General features: G+C 72.5%; 15 protein-coding genes. 10 read left to right on the top strand and 5 right to left on the bottom strand.

What is annotated here, in order from left to right:
* Nucleotides 1-134 precede the first annotated feature (134 nt).
* From ACZ63F_RS30915 to ACZ63F_RS30890, 6 genes are all read left to right on the top strand, one after another.
* On the top strand, nt 135-1,016 hold the full coding sequence (locus tag ACZ63F_RS30915) for a carbohydrate ABC transporter permease (protein ID WP_352367563.1): 882 nt from the start codon (nt 135-137) through the stop codon (nt 1,014-1,016).
* Nucleotides 983-1,894: a carbohydrate ABC transporter permease gene (locus ACZ63F_RS30910; protein WP_469716247.1), complete on the top strand. Its 912-nt coding sequence runs from the start codon at nt 983-985 to the stop codon at nt 1,892-1,894. Before ACZ63F_RS30915 ends, ACZ63F_RS30910 begins: the two co-directional genes overlap by 34 nt.
* A 96-nt stretch (nt 1,895-1,990) precedes the next feature.
* Nucleotides 1,991-2,860, top strand: a complete 870-nt coding sequence (locus ACZ63F_RS30905) for an alkaline phosphatase family protein (RefSeq protein WP_469716244.1) — start codon at nt 1,991-1,993, stop codon at nt 2,858-2,860.
* A gap of 11 nt (nt 2,861-2,871) precedes the next feature.
* Nucleotides 2,872-5,829, top strand: coding sequence for a glycoside hydrolase family 2 TIM barrel-domain containing protein (locus ACZ63F_RS30900; RefSeq protein ID WP_469715882.1), 2,958 nt, complete (start codon nt 2,872-2,874; stop codon nt 5,827-5,829).
* 77 nt (nt 5,830-5,906) lie between these two features.
* A complete protein-coding gene (locus ACZ63F_RS30895; RefSeq protein WP_469715880.1) occupies nt 5,907-7,733 on the top strand; it encodes a LamG-like jellyroll fold domain-containing protein in 1,827 nt (608 codons plus the stop codon).
* Nucleotides 7,734-7,756: 23 nt separating this feature from the next.
* Nucleotides 7,757-9,424, top strand: coding sequence for a CehA/McbA family metallohydrolase domain-containing protein (locus ACZ63F_RS30890; RefSeq protein WP_469715878.1), 1,668 nt, complete (start codon nt 7,757-7,759; stop codon nt 9,422-9,424).
* A gap of 81 nt (nt 9,425-9,505) precedes the next feature.
* Here ACZ63F_RS30890 and ACZ63F_RS30885 read toward each other — a convergent pair whose 3' ends face one another.
* From ACZ63F_RS30885 to ACZ63F_RS30870, 4 genes are read right to left on the bottom strand one after another with little or no spacing between them, the layout of a single operon-like run.
* Nucleotides 9,506-9,961, bottom strand: coding sequence for a MaoC family dehydratase (locus ACZ63F_RS30885; protein WP_469716242.1), 456 nt, complete (start codon nt 9,959-9,961; stop codon nt 9,506-9,508).
* Nucleotides 9,962-9,975: 14 nt separating this feature from the next.
* Nucleotides 9,976-11,481, bottom strand: a complete 1,506-nt coding sequence (locus ACZ63F_RS30880; protein ID WP_469715875.1) for an acyl-CoA synthetase — start codon at nt 11,479-11,481, stop codon at nt 9,976-9,978.
* Between the two features lie 10 nt (nt 11,482-11,491).
* Nucleotides 11,492-12,367, bottom strand: a complete 876-nt coding sequence (locus tag ACZ63F_RS30875; protein ID WP_469715872.1) for an amidohydrolase family protein — start codon at nt 12,365-12,367, stop codon at nt 11,492-11,494.
* Complete coding sequence (locus ACZ63F_RS30870) at nt 12,367-13,284, bottom strand: SDR family NAD(P)-dependent oxidoreductase (protein ID WP_469715869.1); 918 nt, start codon at nt 13,282-13,284, stop codon at nt 12,367-12,369. Before ACZ63F_RS30870 ends, ACZ63F_RS30875 begins: the two co-directional genes overlap by 1 nt.
* 230 nt (nt 13,285-13,514) lie before the next feature.
* Here ACZ63F_RS30870 and ACZ63F_RS30865 point away from each other — a divergent pair, with 230 nt between their 5' ends.
* The 3 genes from ACZ63F_RS30865 to ACZ63F_RS30855 are packed head-to-tail and all read left to right on the top strand — an operon-like array spanning nt 13,515 to nt 16,054.
* Nucleotides 13,515-13,934 (top strand): MarR family winged helix-turn-helix transcriptional regulator, encoded by a 420-nt coding sequence (locus tag ACZ63F_RS30865; RefSeq protein WP_352362428.1) that lies wholly within the window; start codon nt 13,515-13,517, stop codon nt 13,932-13,934.
* The gene (locus ACZ63F_RS30860) at nt 13,931-14,704 is read left to right on the top strand and encodes an IclR family transcriptional regulator (protein ID WP_469715867.1); all 774 of its coding nucleotides are present in this window, start codon (nt 13,931-13,933) and stop codon (nt 14,702-14,704) included. Before ACZ63F_RS30865 ends, ACZ63F_RS30860 begins: the two co-directional genes overlap by 4 nt.
* A gap of 9 nt (nt 14,705-14,713) precedes the next feature.
* Nucleotides 14,714-16,054 (top strand): lanthionine synthetase LanC family protein, encoded by a 1,341-nt coding sequence (locus tag ACZ63F_RS30855; protein ID WP_469715864.1) that lies wholly within the window; start codon nt 14,714-14,716, stop codon nt 16,052-16,054.
* 105 nt (nt 16,055-16,159) lie between these two features.
* On the opposite strand, the gene ACZ63F_RS30850 is transcribed toward ACZ63F_RS30855, so the two are convergent.
* Nucleotides 16,160-18,829: an FAD/NAD(P)-binding protein gene (locus ACZ63F_RS30850; RefSeq protein ID WP_469715862.1), complete on the bottom strand. Its 2,670-nt coding sequence runs from the start codon at nt 18,827-18,829 to the stop codon at nt 16,160-16,162.
* 319 nt (nt 18,830-19,148) lie between these two features.
* Here ACZ63F_RS30850 and ACZ63F_RS30845 point away from each other — a divergent pair, with 319 nt between their 5' ends.
* On the top strand, nt 19,149-20,396 hold the full coding sequence (locus ACZ63F_RS30845; protein ID WP_469715860.1) for a L,D-transpeptidase: 1,248 nt from the start codon (nt 19,149-19,151) through the stop codon (nt 20,394-20,396).
* The last annotated feature ends 366 nt before the right edge of the window (nt 20,397-20,762 follow it).

Below are 20,762 nucleotides of genomic sequence, written 5' to 3'. Positions count from 1 at the left end.
TATGTGCTCCCCCCCGCCCGGGAACCTGGCCATCGAAGTGCACCTAGCAACGCGGCGGTCCGGGCCCGGCCTGGCCCCCCCCCCCCCCCCCCCCCCCCCCGCCCACCACCGTCCGGCCCAGGCGGCGCGGGCCGCTGTCGTACTGGCGGCAGTACCTGGCGATCTCGCCCTTCTATCTGATCTTCGCCGCGTTCTCCTTCTTCCCGGTCTTCTACTCGCTGTACCTGGCCTTCCAGCGCTGGGACGGCCTCGGCGACATGCAGTTCGTGGGCCTGCAGCAGTTCCGGTTCCTGTGGTCGGACCCGGTCTTCTGGCTGTCGATCCGCAACACCCTGGTGATCTGGGTGCTGTCGACCGTGCCCACCCTGCTGGGCGCCCTGGTGCTGGCGACGCTGCTGCACTCGGTGCGCCGCTTCAAGGGCTTCTACCGGATCGCGCTCTACCTGCCGAACGTCACCTCGATCGTCGCGGTGGCGATCTTCTTCGGCGCGGTGTTCAGCAACAACTTCGGCCTGGTCAACGCGATCCTGGGCACGGTCGGCATCTCGCCGATCCCGTGGCTGAGCAACCCCTGGCTGATCAAGGTGGTCATCTCGCTGCTGATGACCTGGATGTGGACCGGCTACAACATGATCATCTACCTGGCCGGACTCCAGGCGATCCCGGCCTCGATCTACGAGGCGGCGAAGGTCGACGGCGCCGGCCCGGTCCGCACGTTCTTCCAGATCACCATCCCGATCATGCGGCCGATCATCCTGTTCACCGTCATCATCTCGACCATCAACGGCCTGCAGAGCTTCAGCGAACCCCAGGTCCTGTTCGCCAGCAACGCCGCCAACGCGAACCTCGGCGGCCCGGGACAGGCCGGTCTGACCACGCTGCTGTACTTCTACCAGTCGGCCTTCCTCAACAACGACTACGGCTACGGCGCGGCCATCGTGTGGGCCTTCTTCCTGCTGATCATCGTCCTCGTCGCCGTCAACTGGCGCATCACCCAACGCGGGAGGAAGCCGTGACCGCCGCCGACCCGACCGCCGGCCCGACGCGGCCGGCCCCGCGCGCGCGGCGGCTGCGCCGCCCCAAGGGCCTGACCGCGCACATCGTCCTCATGGCGGCCGTCCTGATCTCGGTCTTCCCGTTCCTGTGGACGATCGTCATGGCGACCAACACCACCCAGGACATCTACAAGAGCCCGCCGAAGTTCACCTTCGGCTCGCACCTGCTGGAGAACATCCGGCACGTGCTGAACACCATCGATTTCTTCGGGTCGATGCTCAACACGATCGTCGTCGCGACCGTCACCACCGTCCTGGTGCTGTTCATCGACTCGCTGGCGGCCTTCACCTTCGCCAAGTTCGACTTCCCCGGCCGCAAGGTGCTCTTCGGCACGCTGCTGCTCTTCATGATGCTGCCGCTGCAGCTGGCGGTCCTGCCGCAGTTCATCCTCATGTCGAACATCGGCTGGGTCGGCATGCTCAAGGCGCTGATCCCGCCCGCCCTGGCCAACGCCTTCGGCATCTTCTGGCTGCGCCAGTACATCGAGAACGGCGTGCCCGACGAACTCCTCGACGCCGCGCGCATCGACGGTGCCGGGTTCTTCCGCCAGTACTGGAACATCGCGCTGCCGATGATCAGGCCCGCGCTGTCCTTCCTCGCCATCTACGCCTTCGTCGGCGCCTGGAACGACTACGTCTGGCCGCTCATCGTGCTCACCAACCCCGACCACGTGACGCTCCAGGTGGAGCTCGCCCAGCTCAACGTCGGCCACACCACGGACTACAGCATGGTCATGGCCGGGGTGCTGATGGCCTCCCTGCCGCTCGTGCTGGTCTTCGCCGTCTTCGCCCGCGGCTTCATCGCGGGCGCCACCGAGGGCGCGGTGCAGGGCACCTGACCCGCGCGGGCCGCCCCGGCCCCCGCGGCACGCGCGAGACAGAGGAGGGACCCGGTGAGCGACATCGGACGGGCCGGCAGGGTGCTCGTGGTGGGCATGGACGGGCTGCGCCACGACCGGCTGACCCGGCCCGACGCCCGCGCGCCCGTCCTGCACGGCCTCATGGCGGCGGGCGCCCACGGCACCAGCCTGCTGCCGTACGGCGAGGCGGACGGCCAGGCCGCGGACGGGCCTACGACCAGCATGGCCTACACCGACTCCGGCCCCGGCTGGTCGAGCGTGCTGACCGGGGTGTGGCCCGACCGGCACGGGGTCACCGGCAACGACTTCGCCGGCGCCGACTACACCCACCACCCCGACTTCCTCAGCCGCGCGGCCGCCGCCCGCCCCGGCCTGCGCACCGCCGCCGCGGTGTCCTGGCCGGAACTGGTCCACCGCGGCACCCTCGGCCCCGCCGTCGGCCGCCGGGTCCGTTTCGACGGCGAGAGCGACGGCTACGCGACCGCGGACGACCTGGTCACCCGCACCGCGGTCCGCTGGCTCACCGACCACGATCCGCACCTGGTGTTCGTGTACTTCGGCGCCACCGACGAGGCCGGCCACGCCACCGGCCCGCTCTCCCCCGCCTACGACCACGCCCTGCTCGCCCAGGACACCCACCTCGGACGGCTGCTCGCGGCGATCGACGCCCGGCGCTCCGGCGAGCGGTGGACCGTGCTCGTCACCACCGACCACGGGCACCTCGACACCGGCGGCCACGGCGGCGACACGCGTGCCGAACGGGAGGTCTTCGTGATCCTCGCCGACCCCGGGGCGCCCGGCGGCACCCTGCTCGACGCCCCCCGCCTCATCGACATCGCCCCCACCGTCCTGGACCGGCTCGGCATCCCCGTCGACCCCGCCTGGGGCTGGGAAGGACACGTCCTGCCCAGACCCGCCACACCACCCACGTCACCAGAGAAGTGAGCCACCCGCCGATGAACGGTCCGTCGATCCCCGGGGCCCGGCCCGCCGATCCCCTGATCGCCCTCCGCCCCTGGGAGGCACCCGAGGTGACCTCCTGGGGACGGCTCCCCATGAACGCCGCCGACCGGCGCACCGGAGCGCTCCCCCTGGACGGCGACTGGCGCTTCCAGTTGCTGCCGGCTCCGGACGCGCCGGTCGGCGGCTCCTGGTCCACGGCCCACGTCCCCGGCGCCTGGACCGTGCAGGGCACCGACGACCTGCCGCAGTACACGAACGTCACCATGCCGTTCCGCGAGTTCCCGCCCGACTCCCCCGCCGCCAACCCGACGGGCGTCTACGAGCGTGAGCTGGACGTGCCCGCCGAGTGGACCGGGCGCCGGATCGTGCTCCAGGTCGGCGCCGCCGAGAGCGTGCTGCTCGTGCACGTCGACGGACTCCCGGTGGGCGTCTCCAAGGACTCGCACCTGGCCGCCGAGTTCGACCTGACCGGGGCCGTCCGCCCCGGCGCGCGGTCGGTCCTCAGGCTCACCGTCGTGAAGTGGTCGGACGCCTCGCACATCGAGGACCAGGACCACTGGTGGCACGGCGGGATCACCCGTCCGGTACTGCTCCACACGACCGACCTCTTCCATCTGGCGGACGTGACCGTGCGGGCGCGACGGGACGGCGAGCTGCGCGTGGACTGCCAGGTGCGCAACGCCGCGGGCGACCGGGCGCTGCCCGGCGGCTGGTACGTCACCGGGGACCTCGACGGCGAACCGCTCGCGCAGGACGCCGAGTTCGACCGGATCAACACCGAGGACGACCGGGTCTCCGACTTCCTCGGCGAGGCCCGCATCCACGCCAGCGTGGCCGACGTGCGCACCTGGAACGCGGAGCAGCCCGAGCTGTACGGGCTGACCGTGCGGCTGCACCGCGCGGACGGCACGGTCGCCGACACGTCGTACCACCGCGTCGGCTTCCGGGACGTCGAGATCGTCGGCCGGGACCTGCTCGTCAACGGCGAGCGGGTGTTCGTCCGGGGCGTCAACCGGCACGACTTCCACCCCCTCACCGGGCGGACGGTGTCCTACGACGACATGCGCGCCGACCTGGTGGTGCTGAAGCGGTTCGGGTTCAACGCGATCCGCACCTCCCACTACCCGAACGACCCGGCCCTGTACGACCTCGCCGACGAACTCGGCTTCTACGTCGTCGACGAGGCGGACATCGAGTCCCACGACCACGCCCACGAGATCGCCGACGACCCGCGCTACCTCAACGCCTTCGTGGACCGCGTCTCCCGGATGGTGCTGCGCGACAAGAACCACCCGTCGATCATCGTCTGGTCGCTGGGCAACGAGTCCGACTACGGCGCCAACCACGACGCGGCGGCCGGCTGGGTGCGCCGGCACGACCCGACCCGGCCGGTCCAGTACGAGGGGGCGGCCAAACGCGGCTGGGCCGACCCGGACGTGGCCTCCGACATCGCCTGCCCGATGTACGCGCCGCTGGAGGACTGCGTCGCCCATGCGCTGTCCGGGGAGCAGACCAAGCCCCTGATCCAGTGCGAGTACTCGCACGCCATGGGCAACAGCAACGGCACGCTGGCCGACCACTGGGCCGCCATCGAGTCCACTCCGGGTCTTCAGGGCGGGTTCATCTGGGAGTTCTGGGACCACGGAATTCTCCAGCGGGTGAGCGACGGAAGACCGGTCGGGCGCGCGGGCGCCGGACTGTACGACAACGGTGTCGCCGCGCCCGGCCACCGCTGGGCGTACGGCGGCGACTTCGGCGAGGCCCTGCACGACGGGGCGTTCGTCGCGGACGGGATCGTCTTCCCCGACCGCACCCCCAAGCCCGCCATGTACGAGCACCGGGAGATCGCGGCGCCGGTGCGCATCCGGTGTTTCCGGCACGAGGGCATCGTGCTCGCCAACCACCAGCACTTCCGGGGCTTCGAGTGGCTGGCCGGTACCTGGGAGCTGGCGCTGGCCGACGGCCGTACCCTGACCGGCCCGGCCGAGCTGCCCGGGCTGTGCCCCGGCGAGACGGCGGCCGTACCGCTGCCGTTCGAGGTGCCGGCGGACGGCGGTGAGGCGTGGCTGACGCTGCGGGTGACGGTCGCCGAGGACCAGCCGTGGGCACCGGCCGGTACGGAGGTCTGCGCGCCGCAGATCCGGCTCCGGGCGGCGGACCCGCTCGGGCCGCCGGTACCGGCGGGACCTCCCGTCGAGGTGGACGGCGAGGGGCTGCTGGTGCACCCGCTGCTGACCGCCGCCCCGGCGCTGTCGCTGTGGCGGGCGCCCACCGACAACGACGAACTGGGCGGCATGGCGCCGCGCTGGCGCGCCTGGGGCCTGGACCGGCTGGTGCGCAAGGTGGTCTCGGTACGCCGTGACGGCCCCCGGGTGGCCGTGCTCGCGGAGTACGCCGGCACGGTCGGTGTCGTACGGCACCGGCAGGAGTTCACGCCGGTCGCGGGCGGGGTCCGGGTCGACGAGTCGGCCGAGCTGCCCGAGGCGTTCACGGACGTGGCCCGGGTCGGCTCGGTCTTCGAGACGGTGGCCGGGCTCGACCTGCTGGAGTGGTTCGGTCAGGGTCCCTGGGAGTCGTACCCCGACCGCGCCGCCGGTGCCCCGGTCGGCCACCACTCCCTCCCGGTGGACGAGTTGTTCACCCCGTATCTGCGGCCCCAGGAGAGCGGCGGCCGGCACGGCGTACGGCGGTTCACCCTGTCGGCGCCGGACGCCACCGGACTCGCGGTCGAGCTGGACGAGCCCCGCCAGGTATCCGTCAGCCGCTACCGCGCCGAGGACCTCACCGCCGTTGCGCACCACGACGAACTCGTGCCGCGGGCCGGCTGCGTGGTCCACATCGACGCCGCGCACCGGGGTCTCGGGACGGCGTCGTGCGGTCCCGACACCTTCCCCTCCTACCTCGTCGCACCGGGCGTCCACCGCTGGAGCTGGACACTGCGCGTGCTCTGAGAACCGTCTGCCGAGATCCGCCTTCCGAGCTCCCCCCACGCCCTTCGCCGTCACTTCTGCTTACCCACGGAGCACACGTGTGTACTTCGCATGACCACCCTCAGGGCGAGGCCGCGCAGGCCGGAGCCGGACGACGCAACTTCCTCAGGGCCACCGCCCTGCTCGGCGCCGCCGCCACCGCCGGGGTCGCGCTGCCCACCGTCGCCGAGGCGTCCTCCGGCTCCGGCCGGCTGCCCGACCCGGAGAGCCGGCGCTTCACCCTCGCGGTGATGCCCGACACCCAGTACCTCTTCGACGGGCCGAGCATCAACCCGGCGCCGATCGAGGCGTCGCTGCGCTATCTGCTGGAGCAGGCCGAGGAGGACAACATCGTCTTCCTGTCCCACCTGGGCGACCTTACCCAGAACGGGGCCGTCGAGGAGTTCGCCGCGATCAGCAAGGCGTTCGGGATCCTCGACCGGCGCGGGGTCGGCTACAGCGTGCTGGCCGGCAACCACGACATCAGGTCGTCCACGGACGACCAGCGGGGCGCGTCCCCCTACCTGGACGCGTTCGGCCCGCGGCGGTTCGCGGACAAGCCGACGTTCGGCGGGGCCTCCGCGGACGGCTACAACACCTACCACCTGTTCCGGGCGGCCGGGCGCGAGTGGCTCGTGCTGGCGCTGGACTGGCGGCTGTCGGCGAAGGGGTACGCCTGGGCGAAGGACGTCATCGCCGCGCACCCGAAGGCGCCGGTCATCCTCACCACCCACGAACTGGTCGTGGACGACGACGAGTTGTCGTCGTACGGGCAGCAGCTGTGGGACCAGCTGATCGACGAGCACGACCAGATCTTCCTCACCCTCAACGGCCACTACTGGCCGGCGGGCCGCGCGACCCGCAAGAACGCGGCCGGCAACGACGTGCACCTGCACCTGACGAACTACCAGAACCGGTACTTCGGCGGCGCGGCGATGATCCGCCTCTACCACTTCGACCTGGACCGCGACGTCATCGACGTGGAGACGGTCTCGCCGTGGATCCTCGGCCGGGCCAAGAAGGGCCTGAACGAGCTGGAGCGGCAGGAGATGGAGCTGAGCGGAGACGCGGACCGGTTCTCCGTCGACATCGACTTCGCGGCCCGCTTCGAAGGCTTCGACCCGGTGCCGGTCCGCCCGGCACGGCCCGCCTCGCAGATGCTGGTCCGGGGCACCGCCGCCTACTGGCGGTTCGACTCGGCGGTCTCCGGCACGGTCCGCGACCTGTCCGGCAACGGCAACGACCTCACCGTGGTCTCGGTGGGCGGCGGCGCCCTCGGCTGGTCGGCGGACCACCACCCGGACCAGCCGGGCCACGGCAGCCTGGAGTTCACCGGCTACAAGTCGCCGCTGAAGGGCGCCTACCTGCGGACCGTCGACGGCGCACCGCTCAACTCGGCCACCTTCAAGGAGGGTTACACCATCGAGGCGTTCTACCGGCTGCCCGCCGACTGGAACGCCTCGCACAACGCCTGGTCCGGACTGGTCAGCCGCACCGGCCGCAACGGCTCGGTGGGCACCGTCACCGACGACCCGGACGAGCCGCTCGCCACGCTCTCCATCACCGACGGGCCGGGGCCGCAGTGGGCCGTCCACCCGCTGAACCAGCAGCAGCTCGCCACCAACTGGGGTGACGAGACCGACCCGGAGATCTGGTGGCACCTCGCCGTCGTCAACGACGGCAAGCACACCACGATGTACGTGCAGGGCTGCCCGGTGGCCCGCAACCCGCACGCCGCCGCGGTCGGCATCGCCTCGTCGGGCAAGCCCTGGCTGCTCGGCGGGTACGAGTACGCGGACAGGATCGACCAGATCCTGCACGGCCGCCTCGGCGACGTCCGGATCGTCTCCCGCGCACTGCCCGTCTCCTCCTTCATGACCCGCTAAATCCCGTCACGAGGATCATCATCATGACCGAGCAGCAGCTGCCCGCCTGGGCCGATCCCTCCTTCCCTCCCGCCGAGCTCGACGCCCAGGGGATGTCGAGACGTGGGCTCCTGCGCCGCGCGGGCCTGTTCGGCGCCGCGTTCGCGCTCGGGTCGGCGGCGGCCCCCGCGTTCGCCGCGTCCGGCCGCGGTCCGGGCGGCGAGGACCCGCGCCTCGCCTACCTGGTGGGCGACCACCACGTGCACTCCGTGTACAGCCACGACGCCAAGTACACGTTCACCCAGCAGGCCCGGGCCGCCGCGAAGTACGGCCTGGACTGGATGGTGTTCAACGAGCACTCCAACTTCGGGCACGCCTCCTACGGCGCGAAGCTGGAGCACGCCGAGATCCTCAAGGCCCGTGCCGCCAACCCGCGCCAGCTGATCTTCCAGGGCCTGGAGTGGTACATCCCGGCCGCCGAGCACTGCACGGTGTTCGCCGCGCCCGGCCCGCACGAGACCGACCTGCTCACGCAGTTCGAGCTGGCCTACGACGGCAAGCTCCTGGGCTACACCGAGGGTTCGGCGGGCGCGGCCGACACCGCCCGCAACGAGGCCCACGCGGTCAAGGCGATCCAGTGGCTGGCCGAGCAGCGCCGCACCGGCTACGTCGACGACGTCCTCGTCCTCGCCAACCATCCGCTGCGGCTCGGCATCGACTCTCCGCACGAGATGCGCAACTGGCGGGACGCGGCTCCCGAGATCATGATCGGCATGGAGGGTGCCCCCGGCGCCCAGGGTGCCGCGATCCCTGGCTGGCGCGGTGCCACCTCGGTCCGCGGCGAGTACGAGAACAAGCCCTCCGCCCAGTCCTGGGCGGGCTACCCGGCGGACGCGTACCTCACCTACGGCGGTTTCGACTGGGCGACGGCGACGGTCGGCGGCCTCTGGGACGCGATGCTGTCCGAGGGCCGCCTGTTCACCATCACCACCAACTCCGACAACCACCGCACCGTCTTCGACACCTGGAAGAACGGCGACTGGCCGGCGGGACAGAACTTCGACAACACCGGCAAGCTGCCCGACCCGGTGAACACCGACACCCCGCAGCCTGGCAGCGACTTCTGGCCCGGTGAGTTCAGCCGTACTCACGTCGGCGTCACCCGGTACGGCTACCGTGCGGTGATGGCGGGCCTGCGGGCGGGCCGGGTCTGGCTGGACCACGGGCACCTGCTGGACGGCCTCGACGTCCGACTGAAGCGGGACTGCGACCACGGCGCCGGTGTCACGCTGGGTGGCCGGCTGCGCGTCCGCAGGGGCGAGCGGATCACCCTGAACGTGACGGTGACGAGCGCGTCCCGGGTGAACCCGCACGGCATCCTGCCCCAGCTGGCGCACGTCGACGTGATCCGGGGCGCGGTGCGCGGCCCGGTCGCCGACCGTGACGCCTGGCAGGCGCCCGACACGAAGGTCGTCCAGAGCAAGGACGTGAGCGGCCGCAAGGGCACCTACACCCTGCGCATCCCGCTCACCGCGGGCGACGAGTCGTTCTACGTGCGGCTGCGCGGCAGCGACGGCGAGCGCAACGGAACGGGCTACCTGGGCGCGGCGATCGACCCGCACGGCCCGGTCCCGCACGAGCCGGGCAACGGCGACCCGTGGGCGGACACGTGGTTCTACTCGAACCCGATCTTCGTGGATGTGGTGAACTGAGCGCAGCTGAGCCCCTCGTTAGGGCCGAGGGAACCGCGCGACCGGCCCCACCGGCGCGCGGTTCCCCACCACGGCAAGCTCCTACGCGTAAAAACGCGACAGACTCTGCAGCACCGCGGCGGGCTTGGCCCCGCCCTCGATCTCGATCGTCCCGTCGACGACGATCTGCACCCCGCCCGGCACCTCCTCGACCTCCGCCAGCCGTCCGGCCAGCCGGATCCGGGATCCGGCCTTCACCGGGGACGGGAAACGCACCTTGTTCAGGCCGTAGTTGACCTTCGTGGTGACGCCCTGGACGTCGAGGAGCTCGGTGAACATCGGGATGAAGAGGGACAGGGTGAGGTAGCCGTGGGCGATCGGGGCACCGAAGGGGCCCGCTGCCGCCCGCTCGGGGTCGACGTGGATCCACTGGTGGTCGCCGGTGGCGTCGGCGAAGGTGTCGATGCGGTGCTGGGTGACCTCGATCCAGTCGCTGGTGCCGAGGTCGCTGCCCGCGAGCTTCTTCAGTTCGTCGAGGCCGTTGACGGTGACGCCCATGTCGCTTTCCTTACTCATGAGTCGGTGCCGTAGCGCTTGCGCACCCGGGACTTGAGGAGCTTGCCGGAGGCGGTGCGCGGGAGTTCGTCCGCGAGCACCACCGATTTGGGGAGCTTGTACTTGGCGAGCCGCCCGGACAGCGAGGCGAGCACCTCGTCGGGGTCGAGGACGGTGCCCTCGCGGGGCACGACCACCGCGCGCGGCACCTCGCCCCACTTGTCGTCCGGCACGCCGATGACCGCGCACTCCACGATGTCGGGGTGGGCGAGGAGCAGGTCCTCGATCTCGGCGGGGTAGATGTTCTCCCCACCCGAGATGATCATGTCCTTCAGACGGTCGACGATGTAGACGTAGCCGTCCTCGTCGACGCGGGCCGCGTCCCCGCTGCGGAACCAGCCGTCGGCGAAGGAGGCCGCGGTCTCCTCCGGCAACCCCCAGTAGCCGGGCATGACATGGGGTCCACGGACCACGACCTCGCCGGGCTCGCCGACGTCGACCGGGGTCAGGTCGGGCCGTACCACCCGTACGTCGCTGAAGAAGTGCGGCACGCCCGCCGAACCGGCCTTGCCGATGGCGTGCTCGGCGTCGAGGAAGAGGGTGCCGGGCGAGGCCTCCGTCATGCCGTAGCCCTGGAGGAAGGTCAGGCCTCTCTCCTGGTAGGCGGCGATCAGCGGGGTGGGCACCGGGGAGCCGCCGCAGGTGAGGATGCGCAGGGAGGAGAGGTCGGCGTCCGGCCAGCGCGGGTGCCGGGCCACCTGGTCGAACATGGTCGGGACCCCGAACATGAAGGTGATCCGGTGCTGTTCGATCAGGTCCAGGGTCGTGGCCGGGTCGAAGGACTCCACCAGGAAGCAGGCGCCGCCCTTCAGGAGGACCGGCAGGGTGAGCATGTTGAGACCCGCCGTGTGGAACAACGGGGCGCAGACCAGGGCTCGTTCGTCGGCGATCAGATCGGTGTCGACCAGCACGTTGAGCGCGTTCCAGGTCAGGTTCCCGTGGGTGAGCATCGCGCCCTTGGGGCGGCCGGTCGTCCCCGAGGTGTACATGATGATGCAGGTGTCGTCGGGAACGACGGGCTCGTCGATCGGGTCGTCGGCCGCGGCTGCCAGCAGTTCCTCGTACTCCGGGCCGACCTCGAGGTACGTCCGGACGTCGGTGGTGCCGGGCAGGCCCGCGACGAGTCCGGCGTGCGAGGAGCCGTAGAGGAGGGCCTTGGCACCTGAGTCGGAGAGCTGGTAGGCGATCTCGGGGCCGGCGAGGCGGGTGTTGAGCGGGACGAAGACCGCGCCGAGCACGCCGGCCGCGAACAGGGTCTCCAGGTAGGCCGGGTGGTTGGGGCCGAGGTAGGCGATGCGGTCGCCGCGGCGGACACCCCGGGCGCGCAGGGCGTGGGCGAGGCGGGTGGTGCGGTCGTGCAGGGTGCGGTAGTCGGCCGCCCGGCCGTCGTGCACCAGTGCCGTACGGTGCGGGGTCTTGCGGGAGCGGCGGGCGGGCCAGGATCCCAGTCCCTCGTTGCGCATCTGCGGCCCCTTACGGCTTGGTCAGCCCGAGCAGACGGGCGGCGTTCTCCTTGAGGATCTTCGGCCGGACCTCGTCCTTGATCGGCAGCTTCGCGAAGTCGGCGAGCCACCGGTCGGGGGTGAGGACGGGGAAGTCGGAGCCGAACAGCACCTTGTCCCTGAGCAGCGTGTTGGCGTACTGGACGAGCTGCGGCGGGAAGTACTTCGGCGACCAGCCGGACAGGTCGATGTGCACGCCCGGCTTGTGGGTGGCGACGGCGAGGGCCTCGTCCTGCCAGGGGAAGGACGGATGCGCCAGGATGATCTTCAGGTGCGGGAAGTCGGCCGCCACGTCGTCCACGTGCAGCGGGTTGCTGTACTTCAGCCGGATCCCGCCGCCGCCCGGGAGGCCGGCGCCGATGCCGGTCTGGCCGGTGTGGAAGAGGGCGATGGTGCCGGTCTCCTCGATCACCTCGTAGAGCCCGTAGGCCACCGCGCGGTCGTTCGGGAAGAAGCCCTGGATGCTGGGGTGGAACTTGAAGCCCCTGACCCCGTACTCCTCGACCAGGCGGCGGGCCTGCCTGACGCCGGCCTTCCCCCGGAAGGGATCGACGGAGGCGAACGGGATCAGCACGTCGGCGTTGGCCGCGGCGGCCTCCGCCACCTCCTCGTTCGGTACCGGCGCGGTGCCGGTGGCGGACTCGGCGTCCACCGTGAAGATCACGGCGGCCATGTTCCGTTCCCGGTAGTAGGCGGCGGTCTCCTCGATCGTCGGCTTCCGCTTCCCCTCGGTCTTGAAGTAGGCGGCGGACGCGTCGTGCAGGTCGTCGTCGAGGGAGGAGTGCCCCCGGGAGGAGACCTCGGCGTGCGTGTGGACGTCGATCGCGGTGAGGGATTCCAGGTCCATCACGCCTCCGGGAGCTTGGGCGCCGGGATGCCGACCGTCTGGAGTTCGGCGCCGACCGAGGTGGGGAAGGCGTCGGCCAGGGTTTCCGGGGTCCAGCCGCCGTCGGCGTAGGCCGCCCTGATCTCCTGCGGATGCGACCAGAGTGCCACCTTGTCGCCGCCGATGCCGATGGCCTGGCCGGTGATCGAGCGGGCGGCCTCGGAGGCCAGGAAGGGGACGAGGGCCGCGCAGTCCTCGGGGGTGCCGAAGCCCTCGCCCTTGCGCAGGAAGCCCGGGAGCGGCTCGCCGTTGCGCATGGCCTCGATGTACGGCGCGAAGGCGGGGATGGTCTCGGTCATCGCGGTGGCGGCCACCGGGACGATCGCGTTGACGGTGATGCCGGCCCGGCCCAGCTCCATCGACCAGGTGCGGGCCATGGCGGCGATGCCGGCCTTGGCGGCGGAGTAGTTGGTCTGGCCGAAGTTGCCGCGCTGGCCGGCCGGGGAGCCGACCAGGATGAGGGTGCCGCCCTCGCCCTGTTCGCGCATCCGGACGGCGGCGGCGCGGGCGCAGGTGAAGGTGCCCTTGAGGTGGGTGGTGAGGACCGCGTCGAAGTCGTCGTCGGTCATCTTCCACAGCACCTTGTCGCGCAGGATGCCCGCGTTGGTGACCAGGACGTCGAGGCGGCCGAACTCCTGGACCGCCCGGTTCACGAGGCGGTCCGCGGCCTCCGCGGTGCCGACCGGGACCACCTCGGCGACGGCGGTGCCGCCGGCCTCCGCGATGGACTTCACGGCCTGCTCGGCGACGGTCTCGTCCACGTCGTTGACGACCACCGAGGCGCCGTGGGCGGCCAGGGCGTGGGCATAGGCGAGGCCGAGGCCCCGGCCGCTGCCGGTGACGACGGCGGCCTTGCCGGTGAGATCGATGGGGGGCACGGTCGGTCCCTTCGCAGACGACGACGGTGGCCCCTGGGGCCACCTGCGGCTTTCGAGATCGAAGCTAAGAGCAATAATTGTTGTCGTCAATAGTTGTTGCCAACCCATGGGTGCCCCATGCTGGAATCCGAGCGACAGACCGCCCCGCCGCCGGGGCCCGGACCAGGGAGAGCGCCATCACCCGTCAGCACACCGAGAACCCGACCTCGATCGACGCGGACGAGCCGTGGATGCGGGGGCTGCACGCGGACACGGGCTACCTGCTGTACCGCCTGGGGCTGCGTTCCGGGCAGTTGTTCAACACGTTCCTGCAGGAGTCGGGGCTCAGGCTGCGCCACTACGCGGTGCTGCGGTTCCTCGCCGGTTCGGAGGGCTCGCTCCAGCGGGAGCTGAGCGCCCGGCTCGGCTACGACCCGAGCGCGATCGTCGGCCTGGTCGACGACCTGGAGAGGCTGGGCTTCGCCGAGCGGCGCCCCTCCCCCGACGACCGGCGCAGCCGGATCGTGGTGCTCACCGATGCCGGCCGGGCGTTCCTGCGGGACACCGACGAGGCCGGCCAGCGGGTGACGAACGAGCTGCTGAGTCCGCTGGACCCCGCCGAGCGGGCGTCGCTCCACGCCCTGCTGCTGCGCGTCGCCGACCGGCCGTGACCGCGGCCGCCCGCTCCGCTCCCGACCGGCTGCTCGCGGTGCTGGCCGCCTTCGACCACGGGCATCCGGCGCTCAGCCTGACGGACATCAGCCGCCGGGCCGGGCTCACCCTCACCACCGCGCACCGCCTGGTCGGCGCGCTCACCGCGTGGGGTGCGCTGGAACGGGACGCGGACGGCCGCTACCACGTGGGGCTGCGGCTGTGGGAACTGGCCGCGCTGGCGCCGCGCGGCCTCGCGCTGCGGCAGGTCGCGCTGCCCTACCTGGAGGACCTGTACGAGGCGACGCACGAAAACGTGCAGCTTGCGGTGCGGGACGGGTCGGACGTCGTCTACATCGAGTGGCTGTCGGGGCGTTCGGCGGTGGGTGTGCACATCCGGGTGGGTGCCCGCTGGCCGCTGCACGCGACCGGGGTGGGGCTCGCCCTGCTCGCGCACGAGGCGCCCGGCTTCCAGCGGGACTACTGCGCGGGCCCGTTGACGTCCTTCACGCCGTACACCGTCACGGATCCGGACCTGTTGCGCCGCTCGCTGGCCGAGGTCCGGCGCACGGGTGCCGCGGTGAGCAGCCGGCAGGTCACCGACGACGCGCTGTCGGTGGCGGCTGCGGTGCGCGGGGCGACGGGACAGGTGGTCGCGGCCGTCTCGGTGGTGGTGCCCGAGGCCGATGCCCAAGTGCCGGTGCTGGTCCCGGCGGTGCGGCTGGCGGCCCGCGGGATCTCCCGGGCGCTGGGCTGGCAACCGGACCGGACGACGGGCCCGGCCGTGTAGCGTGACCCGGTGACGACGAGCGAGGTGTACCGGGAACTGGGCGAGGCCGCCTGGACGTGGGTGCTTGGGCAGGTGCGGGAGGACGAGGGCCCCTGGCTGCCGGAGACGGTGCGGGAGGAGGACACCGGGGACCCGGCGCCCGACGAGGACCGGGACTCGCTGTACTGCGGGATCGCCGGACTCGCCCCGGTGCTGGCGGAGATCGCGCGGTACCGGCCGCTGAGCGGGCCGGAACAGGCCCTGGCCGCCGGGATCGTGAAGCGCCTGTCGGCGCAGGCACCCGTCGTGACCGAGCCCTCGCTCTACCTCGGCCTGGCGGGCCACGCCACGGCGCTGCGGCTCCTCGCGCCGGGCAGCGAGGCGACCGTGCTGCGGCGGCTGGCCGAGCTGGCGACCCCTGAGGGCTGGCGGACCACGACCGCGTACGTGCCGGACTCCGACGCGCCCCTGACCGACGTCATCATGGGCGTCGCGGGCGTGGTCATGACGGCGGTCTGGACGGGCGGCGCGTACGCGGAGCGGATCGCGACGACCGGCGGCGAGGCCCTGCTGCGGATGGCGGACCGCACGGCGGCGGGCCTGGACTGGGGGATCTCGCCGGGCAGCGAGTCACGGTCCCCGAACTACTCGCACGGCGCCGCCGGAGTGGGCGCCGCCCTGGCGGTGGCGGGCGCGGCGGTGCACCGCGAGGACTTCGTCGCGGCCGCCGTGGACGCGGCCCGCCACGTGCTGTCCGTGGGCTCGCTCGCGGACGGCGGTTTCGTCGTCCCGCACACGATCCCGCCGTCGAGGCGGGAGGTGGAACCGGTGACGTACACCTGGTGCCACGGCCCGGCGGGCACCTCGCACCTGTTCACGGCACTCGCCCACGCGGGCGTCCCCGAGGTGGCGGGGCATGCCGTCGGGGAGCTGCGGCAGCGCTGCCTGACCTCGATCCTCGCCTCGGGGCTCCCGGAGCGGCTGCGCCCCGGGTTCTGGGACAACGACGGCCGCTGCTGCGGGACGGCCGGCGTCGGGGACGTCCTTCTCGACGCGGCGCAGGACTGCGCGGGGACGCCTTGGGCGGACACGCTGACGAACGGCGCGGTGCGGATGGGCGACGCGCTCGTGGAGCGGGCGGTCAGGGACGCGGCGGGCGCCCGCTGGCGCTTCGTGGAGTACCGCATCGAGTCCCCGCTGCTGCCGCCGGGCACGTCGTGGATGCAGGGTGCGGCCGGTATCGCGGCCTACCTGCTGCGCCTCGCCCGCTACCTGGACACCGGCCCGGACGCCACGGTCGTGGACCGTCCTGACCAGTGGTGGGCGGTGCCGGCGCGGGTGCGCGGCGAGGGGCCGGCCCTGGTCGGCTGACCGGCGCGCTCGCGTGTACGTCACCTCGTCGCCGCCGTGGCGGGCGGTGCCGCGTGCCGCTGGTCGGTGGCGACGGCCCGCGGCCGTCACGGCGGGCGCGGGTGGCTATGAGGCCAGTCCCGCCCGCAGCCGCCGGTCGCGCGGGGCGTGGGTGCGGTCGAGGCGGGCGTCCAGGAGCCGTCGCGCCGCCTCGCAGCGCCCGTCCGACACCAGGGCGTACAGCAGGGTCTCCTCCACCACCTCCCGCTGGGCCGCGCTGCCGCCGACCCGGCGCAGCACCGGCAGCAGCGCGTCGAGCCCCCTGGCCGCCTCCCGGAAGCGTTCCTCGACGAGCGCCGCGAACGCCTCGCACAGCGGGGCGACCACCTCGCGCTGCACCTCGTCGGCGCCGGCGGCGTGATCGCGCAGCCGGTGCAGCGCGGCCAGGTCCCCTGCGGCGGTGAGGGCGACGGCCGCGTGCAGGGCGGTGAACGCGGTCTGCGGCCGCTCCAGCACGTCGCGCTGCACCGCCTCCAGGACCCCCGCCACCGGGAAGTCGCCCTGCCAGCTGTCGCTCACCCGGGCCCGCCACAGCAGCGAGCCGGAGTCGACGAGGGCCCGCACCCCGCTCACCACCCGGCCCGGCGCGAGCTGGGCGAACCAGCGTCTGCGGACGGCGTGCGGGTCGTCGAGGGCGAGTTCGTGCAGGGCGACGTGCCAGGAGAAGTGGGCCCGGTGCACCGCCCCGCGGCCGCGGCCGGACACCCAGCCGTCGAGCCAGTCCCGGCCCGCCTCGTGCGCCCCGGACTCGTAGTGGACGTGCGCCAGGGCGTGCACCGCGTGCCCGGAGGCCGGCTCGGCGGCCAGCGCGCGGTGGGCCAGCTCGCCCGCCTCGTGCAGCCGCCCCTGCTCCTGGCGCAGGAAGGCCAGCAGCGAGGTGTGGAACCAGTGCCCGTCGTACGCGGGTGAGGTCAGGTCGAGCAGCCGGAGGGCGTCGTCGTCCTGCAGGTCGCTGACCCCGGAGAACGCGATGGTCGGCACGGCCGCCGCGAGCGCCAGCGCGTCGCCCGGGTGCGCGCGCAGATGCCGTACGAGCGCCTCGTCGCCGTCGTCACCGGTCACCCGGCGGGTGATCACGTCCACGAACGACCGCTCGCGTTCGTCCGCGCGTTCACGGGCGCTGCGCTGGGCGTCGGCGAGGGCGCGCGGCACGTCGACGGCGGCGGCGCACTCGTGGCCGAGCAGGGCGAGGGCCGCGTGGCCGAGCGCGAAGCCGGGGTCGAGGGCGACCGCGCGGGCGAAGGCGTCCTCGGCGCCCGAGCGCACCTTGAGGACCCGGCCCAGGCCGCTGCGGTAGGCGGCGGCCGCCTCGGCGTGCGTGGACAGCGGGAGCCCCTGCCCGTCGGCCGGCCGCCGCGAACCCCGCCGGCGCGCCGGGAGGGGCAGCAGCCGCTGGGCCAGCTCGGCCGCCTGGACGCGGATCTCGGGGATCGCCGTGGTCTCCCACAACTCGCCCCGGCGCGGGGCACCGAGGGTGAACAGGGGCCCGGTGAGGCGGCCTCGGGCGTCGGCGAGCTGTCCGTCGTGGGTGGCCACGCCCATGCCCAGCGGGCCGGGGACGGCCAGCCCGGCGGCGAACAGGGCCTGCCACAGCGGGGTGTCGGGGCGGCGCCCCGGGCCGGTGCAGTCGAGCACCCAACCGACGTGCAGCACCTGTCCGTTGGACAACTCGACCGCGAGGGAGCCGTCTTCAATGTCCGTGGCGCGCAGCACCGTGCCGGTGTGGACGTGCAGGCGCCGCGCGGTGCGGGCGCGGGAGACGTGTTCGGCGGTGGCGGGGGCCATGCGGTGGCGGTGGGTGTTCCACAGGGCGCCCTCGCGGGCCAGGAACTCCTCGCGCTCCTCCGGGGTGAGGCTGCGCCACAGCCGGGCGGTGTGCGGGCGGAGGCTGTCCAGGCCGGGGCGCCAGTCGCCGTGGGTGCGCACCGAGCGGCTCAGATGGCGGTAGACGGCGCGCCGGAGCCGGCCGAGCGAGGTGTCGTCGAGGCCGTCGGGGGCGGTCATGGTGCCGGCCGGGCCGAGGGCGTGCGGCTGGGGCAGCAGCCCGCTGCGGGAGAGGGCGTGCACGGTGCGGCCGGGGCGGTCGAGGGTGAGGGCGAGGTCGACGGCGGTCAGGCCGGTGCCCACCAGGAGGACGTCGTCGAGGCTGTCCCGTACGGGGCCCAGGACCTCCGGCGCCCACGGGGTGCCGACGAAGCGGGGCGAGGTGCGCAGGGCGGGCGGGGCCCAGCCGGCGCCCGCACCGGCGGGGCCGGTGGCCAGGACCGCGCTGTCCACCGCCAGGGGTCCCCCGTCGGCGAGGTGGAGTTCCACCCGGCCGTCGGGGGTGCCGGTACAGCTCTCCGCGAGGGTGCGCAGCCGGCGTACGGCGACCGTGCCGTGGGCGCGGACGACGGCCTGGCCGAGGGTGTCGGCCAGGTAGGCGCCGTAGCGGTAGCGGGTGGCGAAGTCGGCGCCGGTGACGGCCGGTTCGCCGTGCCGGCAGAGCCAGCGGACGAAGTGCCCGGGGTCGTCGGGGTAGGCGCTCATGTTGCCTGCGGGCACGTTGAGCCGGTGCCGGGGGTCGCGGGTGGCGTAGGCGGTGCCGCGGCCCGCCTCCGGGGCCGGGTCGATCAGGACGAGGTCGAGCGGAGTCCGGCGGCGGTGCGCCGTCTCGCAGAGCTGGACGGCGGTGAGGGTGCCCGCCGCACCTGCTCCCACGATGGCCACGGTGTGCCGCTTGCGGACGTCGGTCACGGAATACCTCCGGCGGGGTCGGCTTGCTGCTTCTTCACTATTCCGATGGGGTAGGTGGGGAAGCCAGGCCGGGCAGGTGATCTCACCGGAATCTCAGGCCGCCGGTCGGGCGTTCATACTCTGTTCACGATCGGAGGGCGGGACAACCCGGGTTCCGGCCGACTCGCCCCCGGGCCGCGGCGGTTCGGCCGTCAGTGCGCCGCGTGACGTCACCGCTCCTCATCGGAATCTCAGCGTGCACGCCCGTGATTCAAAGGAACCACCCATACAGACGACGCAGGATGCCCTGACACAGGTGGGCAAGTCAGGAAGGCGTGTCGTGGGCGTCCAGCACATATCGAACGGGTCCGGACGACAGCCGGGGACGTGGTCCCGGCGCGGGATCCTCGCCGCTCTCGGCGCGGTGCCCGCGGGGGCGGCGCTGGCCGGATGCAGTTCCTCCGCGGACGCCTCGGCCGCCACCGACGGCAAGGGTGCCACGGCCTCCGTGAAGTCCGCGGCCAAGAAGGCGACGATCACGGTCACGCCCGTCTCCGGCACGAAGAAGGCCGATTTCACCACCCCGGTCGAGGTCACGGTCGCCGACGGCACGCTGGCGTCCGTGACCGTCGTGGGCAACGACGGGTCGACGCTGTCGGGGACCTTCAACGACGCGAAGACCACATGGACGTCGGCGAAGAACCCGTACTCCGGCACGAAGTACACGGTGACGGCGAAGGCGCAGGGTGCGGACGACGAGACGGTGGCCACCTTCACCACCAAGTCCCCCGGCGAGACGTTCATCGGCTACTTCACGCCGGAGGCCGGCTCCACGTCCGGCGTCGGCATGCCGGTGTCGATCAACTTCACGCACGCGGTCGCGGACCGTGCGGCCGTGCAGAAGGCGATCACCGTGACCGCCGAGCCGGAGGTCGAGGTCGTCGGGCACTGGTTCAGCGACACCCGGCTCGACTTCCGCCCGGAGACCTACTGGGCGTCCGGCACCAGGGTCACGCTGAGCCTGGACCTGAAGGACGTGGAGGGCGCGGACGGTGTCTACGGCGTGCAGTCCAAGGACGTCACCTTCCACATCGGCCGCGCGCAGATCAGCACCGTCGACCTGTCCACCAAGGAGATGGTCGTGAAGCGGGACGGCGCCACGTACGCCACCTACCCGGTCAGCGGCGGCGACTCCGACCACACCACCTGGTCCGGGATCATGGTGATCAGCGAGCGGTTCAAGCAGACCCGGATGGAGTCCTCCACGGTCGGCCTCGGCGACGAGTACGACATCGCCGACGTCCCGCACGCGCAGCGCCTGACCACGTCCGGGACCTTCGTGCACGGCAACTACTGGGCGTCCACCGCGGTCTTCGGCCACGAGAACACCAGCCACGGCTGTGTCGGCCTGCACGACGCCAAGGGCGCGAGCGACTCCTCGGTGGCGGGCTACAAGTTCTACGAGAGCTCGATGCTCGGCGACGTCGTGATCGTCAAGAACTCCGGCGAGAAGACCGTCGAGGCCTCCAACGGCCTGAACGGCTGGAACCTGTCCTGGGCGGACTGGAAGGCGGGCAGCGCGGTTTAGCGAGCGGCCGGCTTCACAGCGTGAACCCCCGTGAGAAACAAGGAGATTCTTTGTTTTAACTCTTGACGACGGCAGGCACGGAGAGCACATTGGGCCCACTTTGAGAGCGCTCTCAACCGGTCTCGGCACCTCCCCGCGCTCTCGGAGGCACACCCGCGCACTCCCCTCCGTACCCGAGAGGCACCCCCATGAGTGAAACCTCCGGTATACCCCCTGCGGACCACAGACGGCGGCGCCCGCTGCGCCGTGTCCTGCTCGCCGGGCTCGCCACCATGGGCCTGGGGGGGGGGGGGGGGGGGGGGGGGGGGGGGGGGGGGGGGGGGGGGGGGGGGGGGGCGCGCAGCGGTTCCCGAAACTGCCCGCCTC

Source organism: Streptomyces sp. NPDC104761 (genome assembly GCF_055583445.1).
The sequence above is the reverse complement of the archived record's forward strand: the minus strand, read 5'-3'. Positions and strand labels throughout refer to the sequence as shown.

What these genes read in the sequence shown, in the direction of transcription:
- ACZ63F_RS30905 (WP_469716244.1), top strand. Translation starts at nt 1,991, where the DNA reads ATGGACGGGCTGCGCCACGACCGGCTGACCCGGCCCGACGCCCGCGCG.
- ACZ63F_RS30900 (WP_469715882.1), top strand. Translation starts at nt 2,872, where the DNA reads ATGAACGGTCCGTCGATCCCCGGGGCCCGGCCCGCCGATCCCCTGATC.
- ACZ63F_RS30890 (WP_469715878.1), top strand. Translation starts at nt 7,757, where the DNA reads ATGACCGAGCAGCAGCTGCCCGCCTGGGCCGATCCCTCCTTCCCTCCC.
- ACZ63F_RS30885 (WP_469716242.1), bottom strand. Translation starts at nt 9,961, where the DNA reads ATGGGCGTCACCGTCAACGGCCTCGACGAACTGAAGAAGCTCGCGGGC.
- ACZ63F_RS30880 (WP_469715875.1), bottom strand. Translation starts at nt 11,481, where the DNA reads ATGCGCAACGAGGGACTGGGATCCTGGCCCGCCCGCCGCTCCCGCAAG.
- ACZ63F_RS30875 (WP_469715872.1), bottom strand. Translation starts at nt 12,367, where the DNA reads ATGGACCTGGAATCCCTCACCGCGATCGACGTCCACACGCACGCCGAG.
- ACZ63F_RS30865 (WP_352362428.1), top strand. Translation starts at nt 13,515, where the DNA reads ATGCGGGGGCTGCACGCGGACACGGGCTACCTGCTGTACCGCCTGGGG.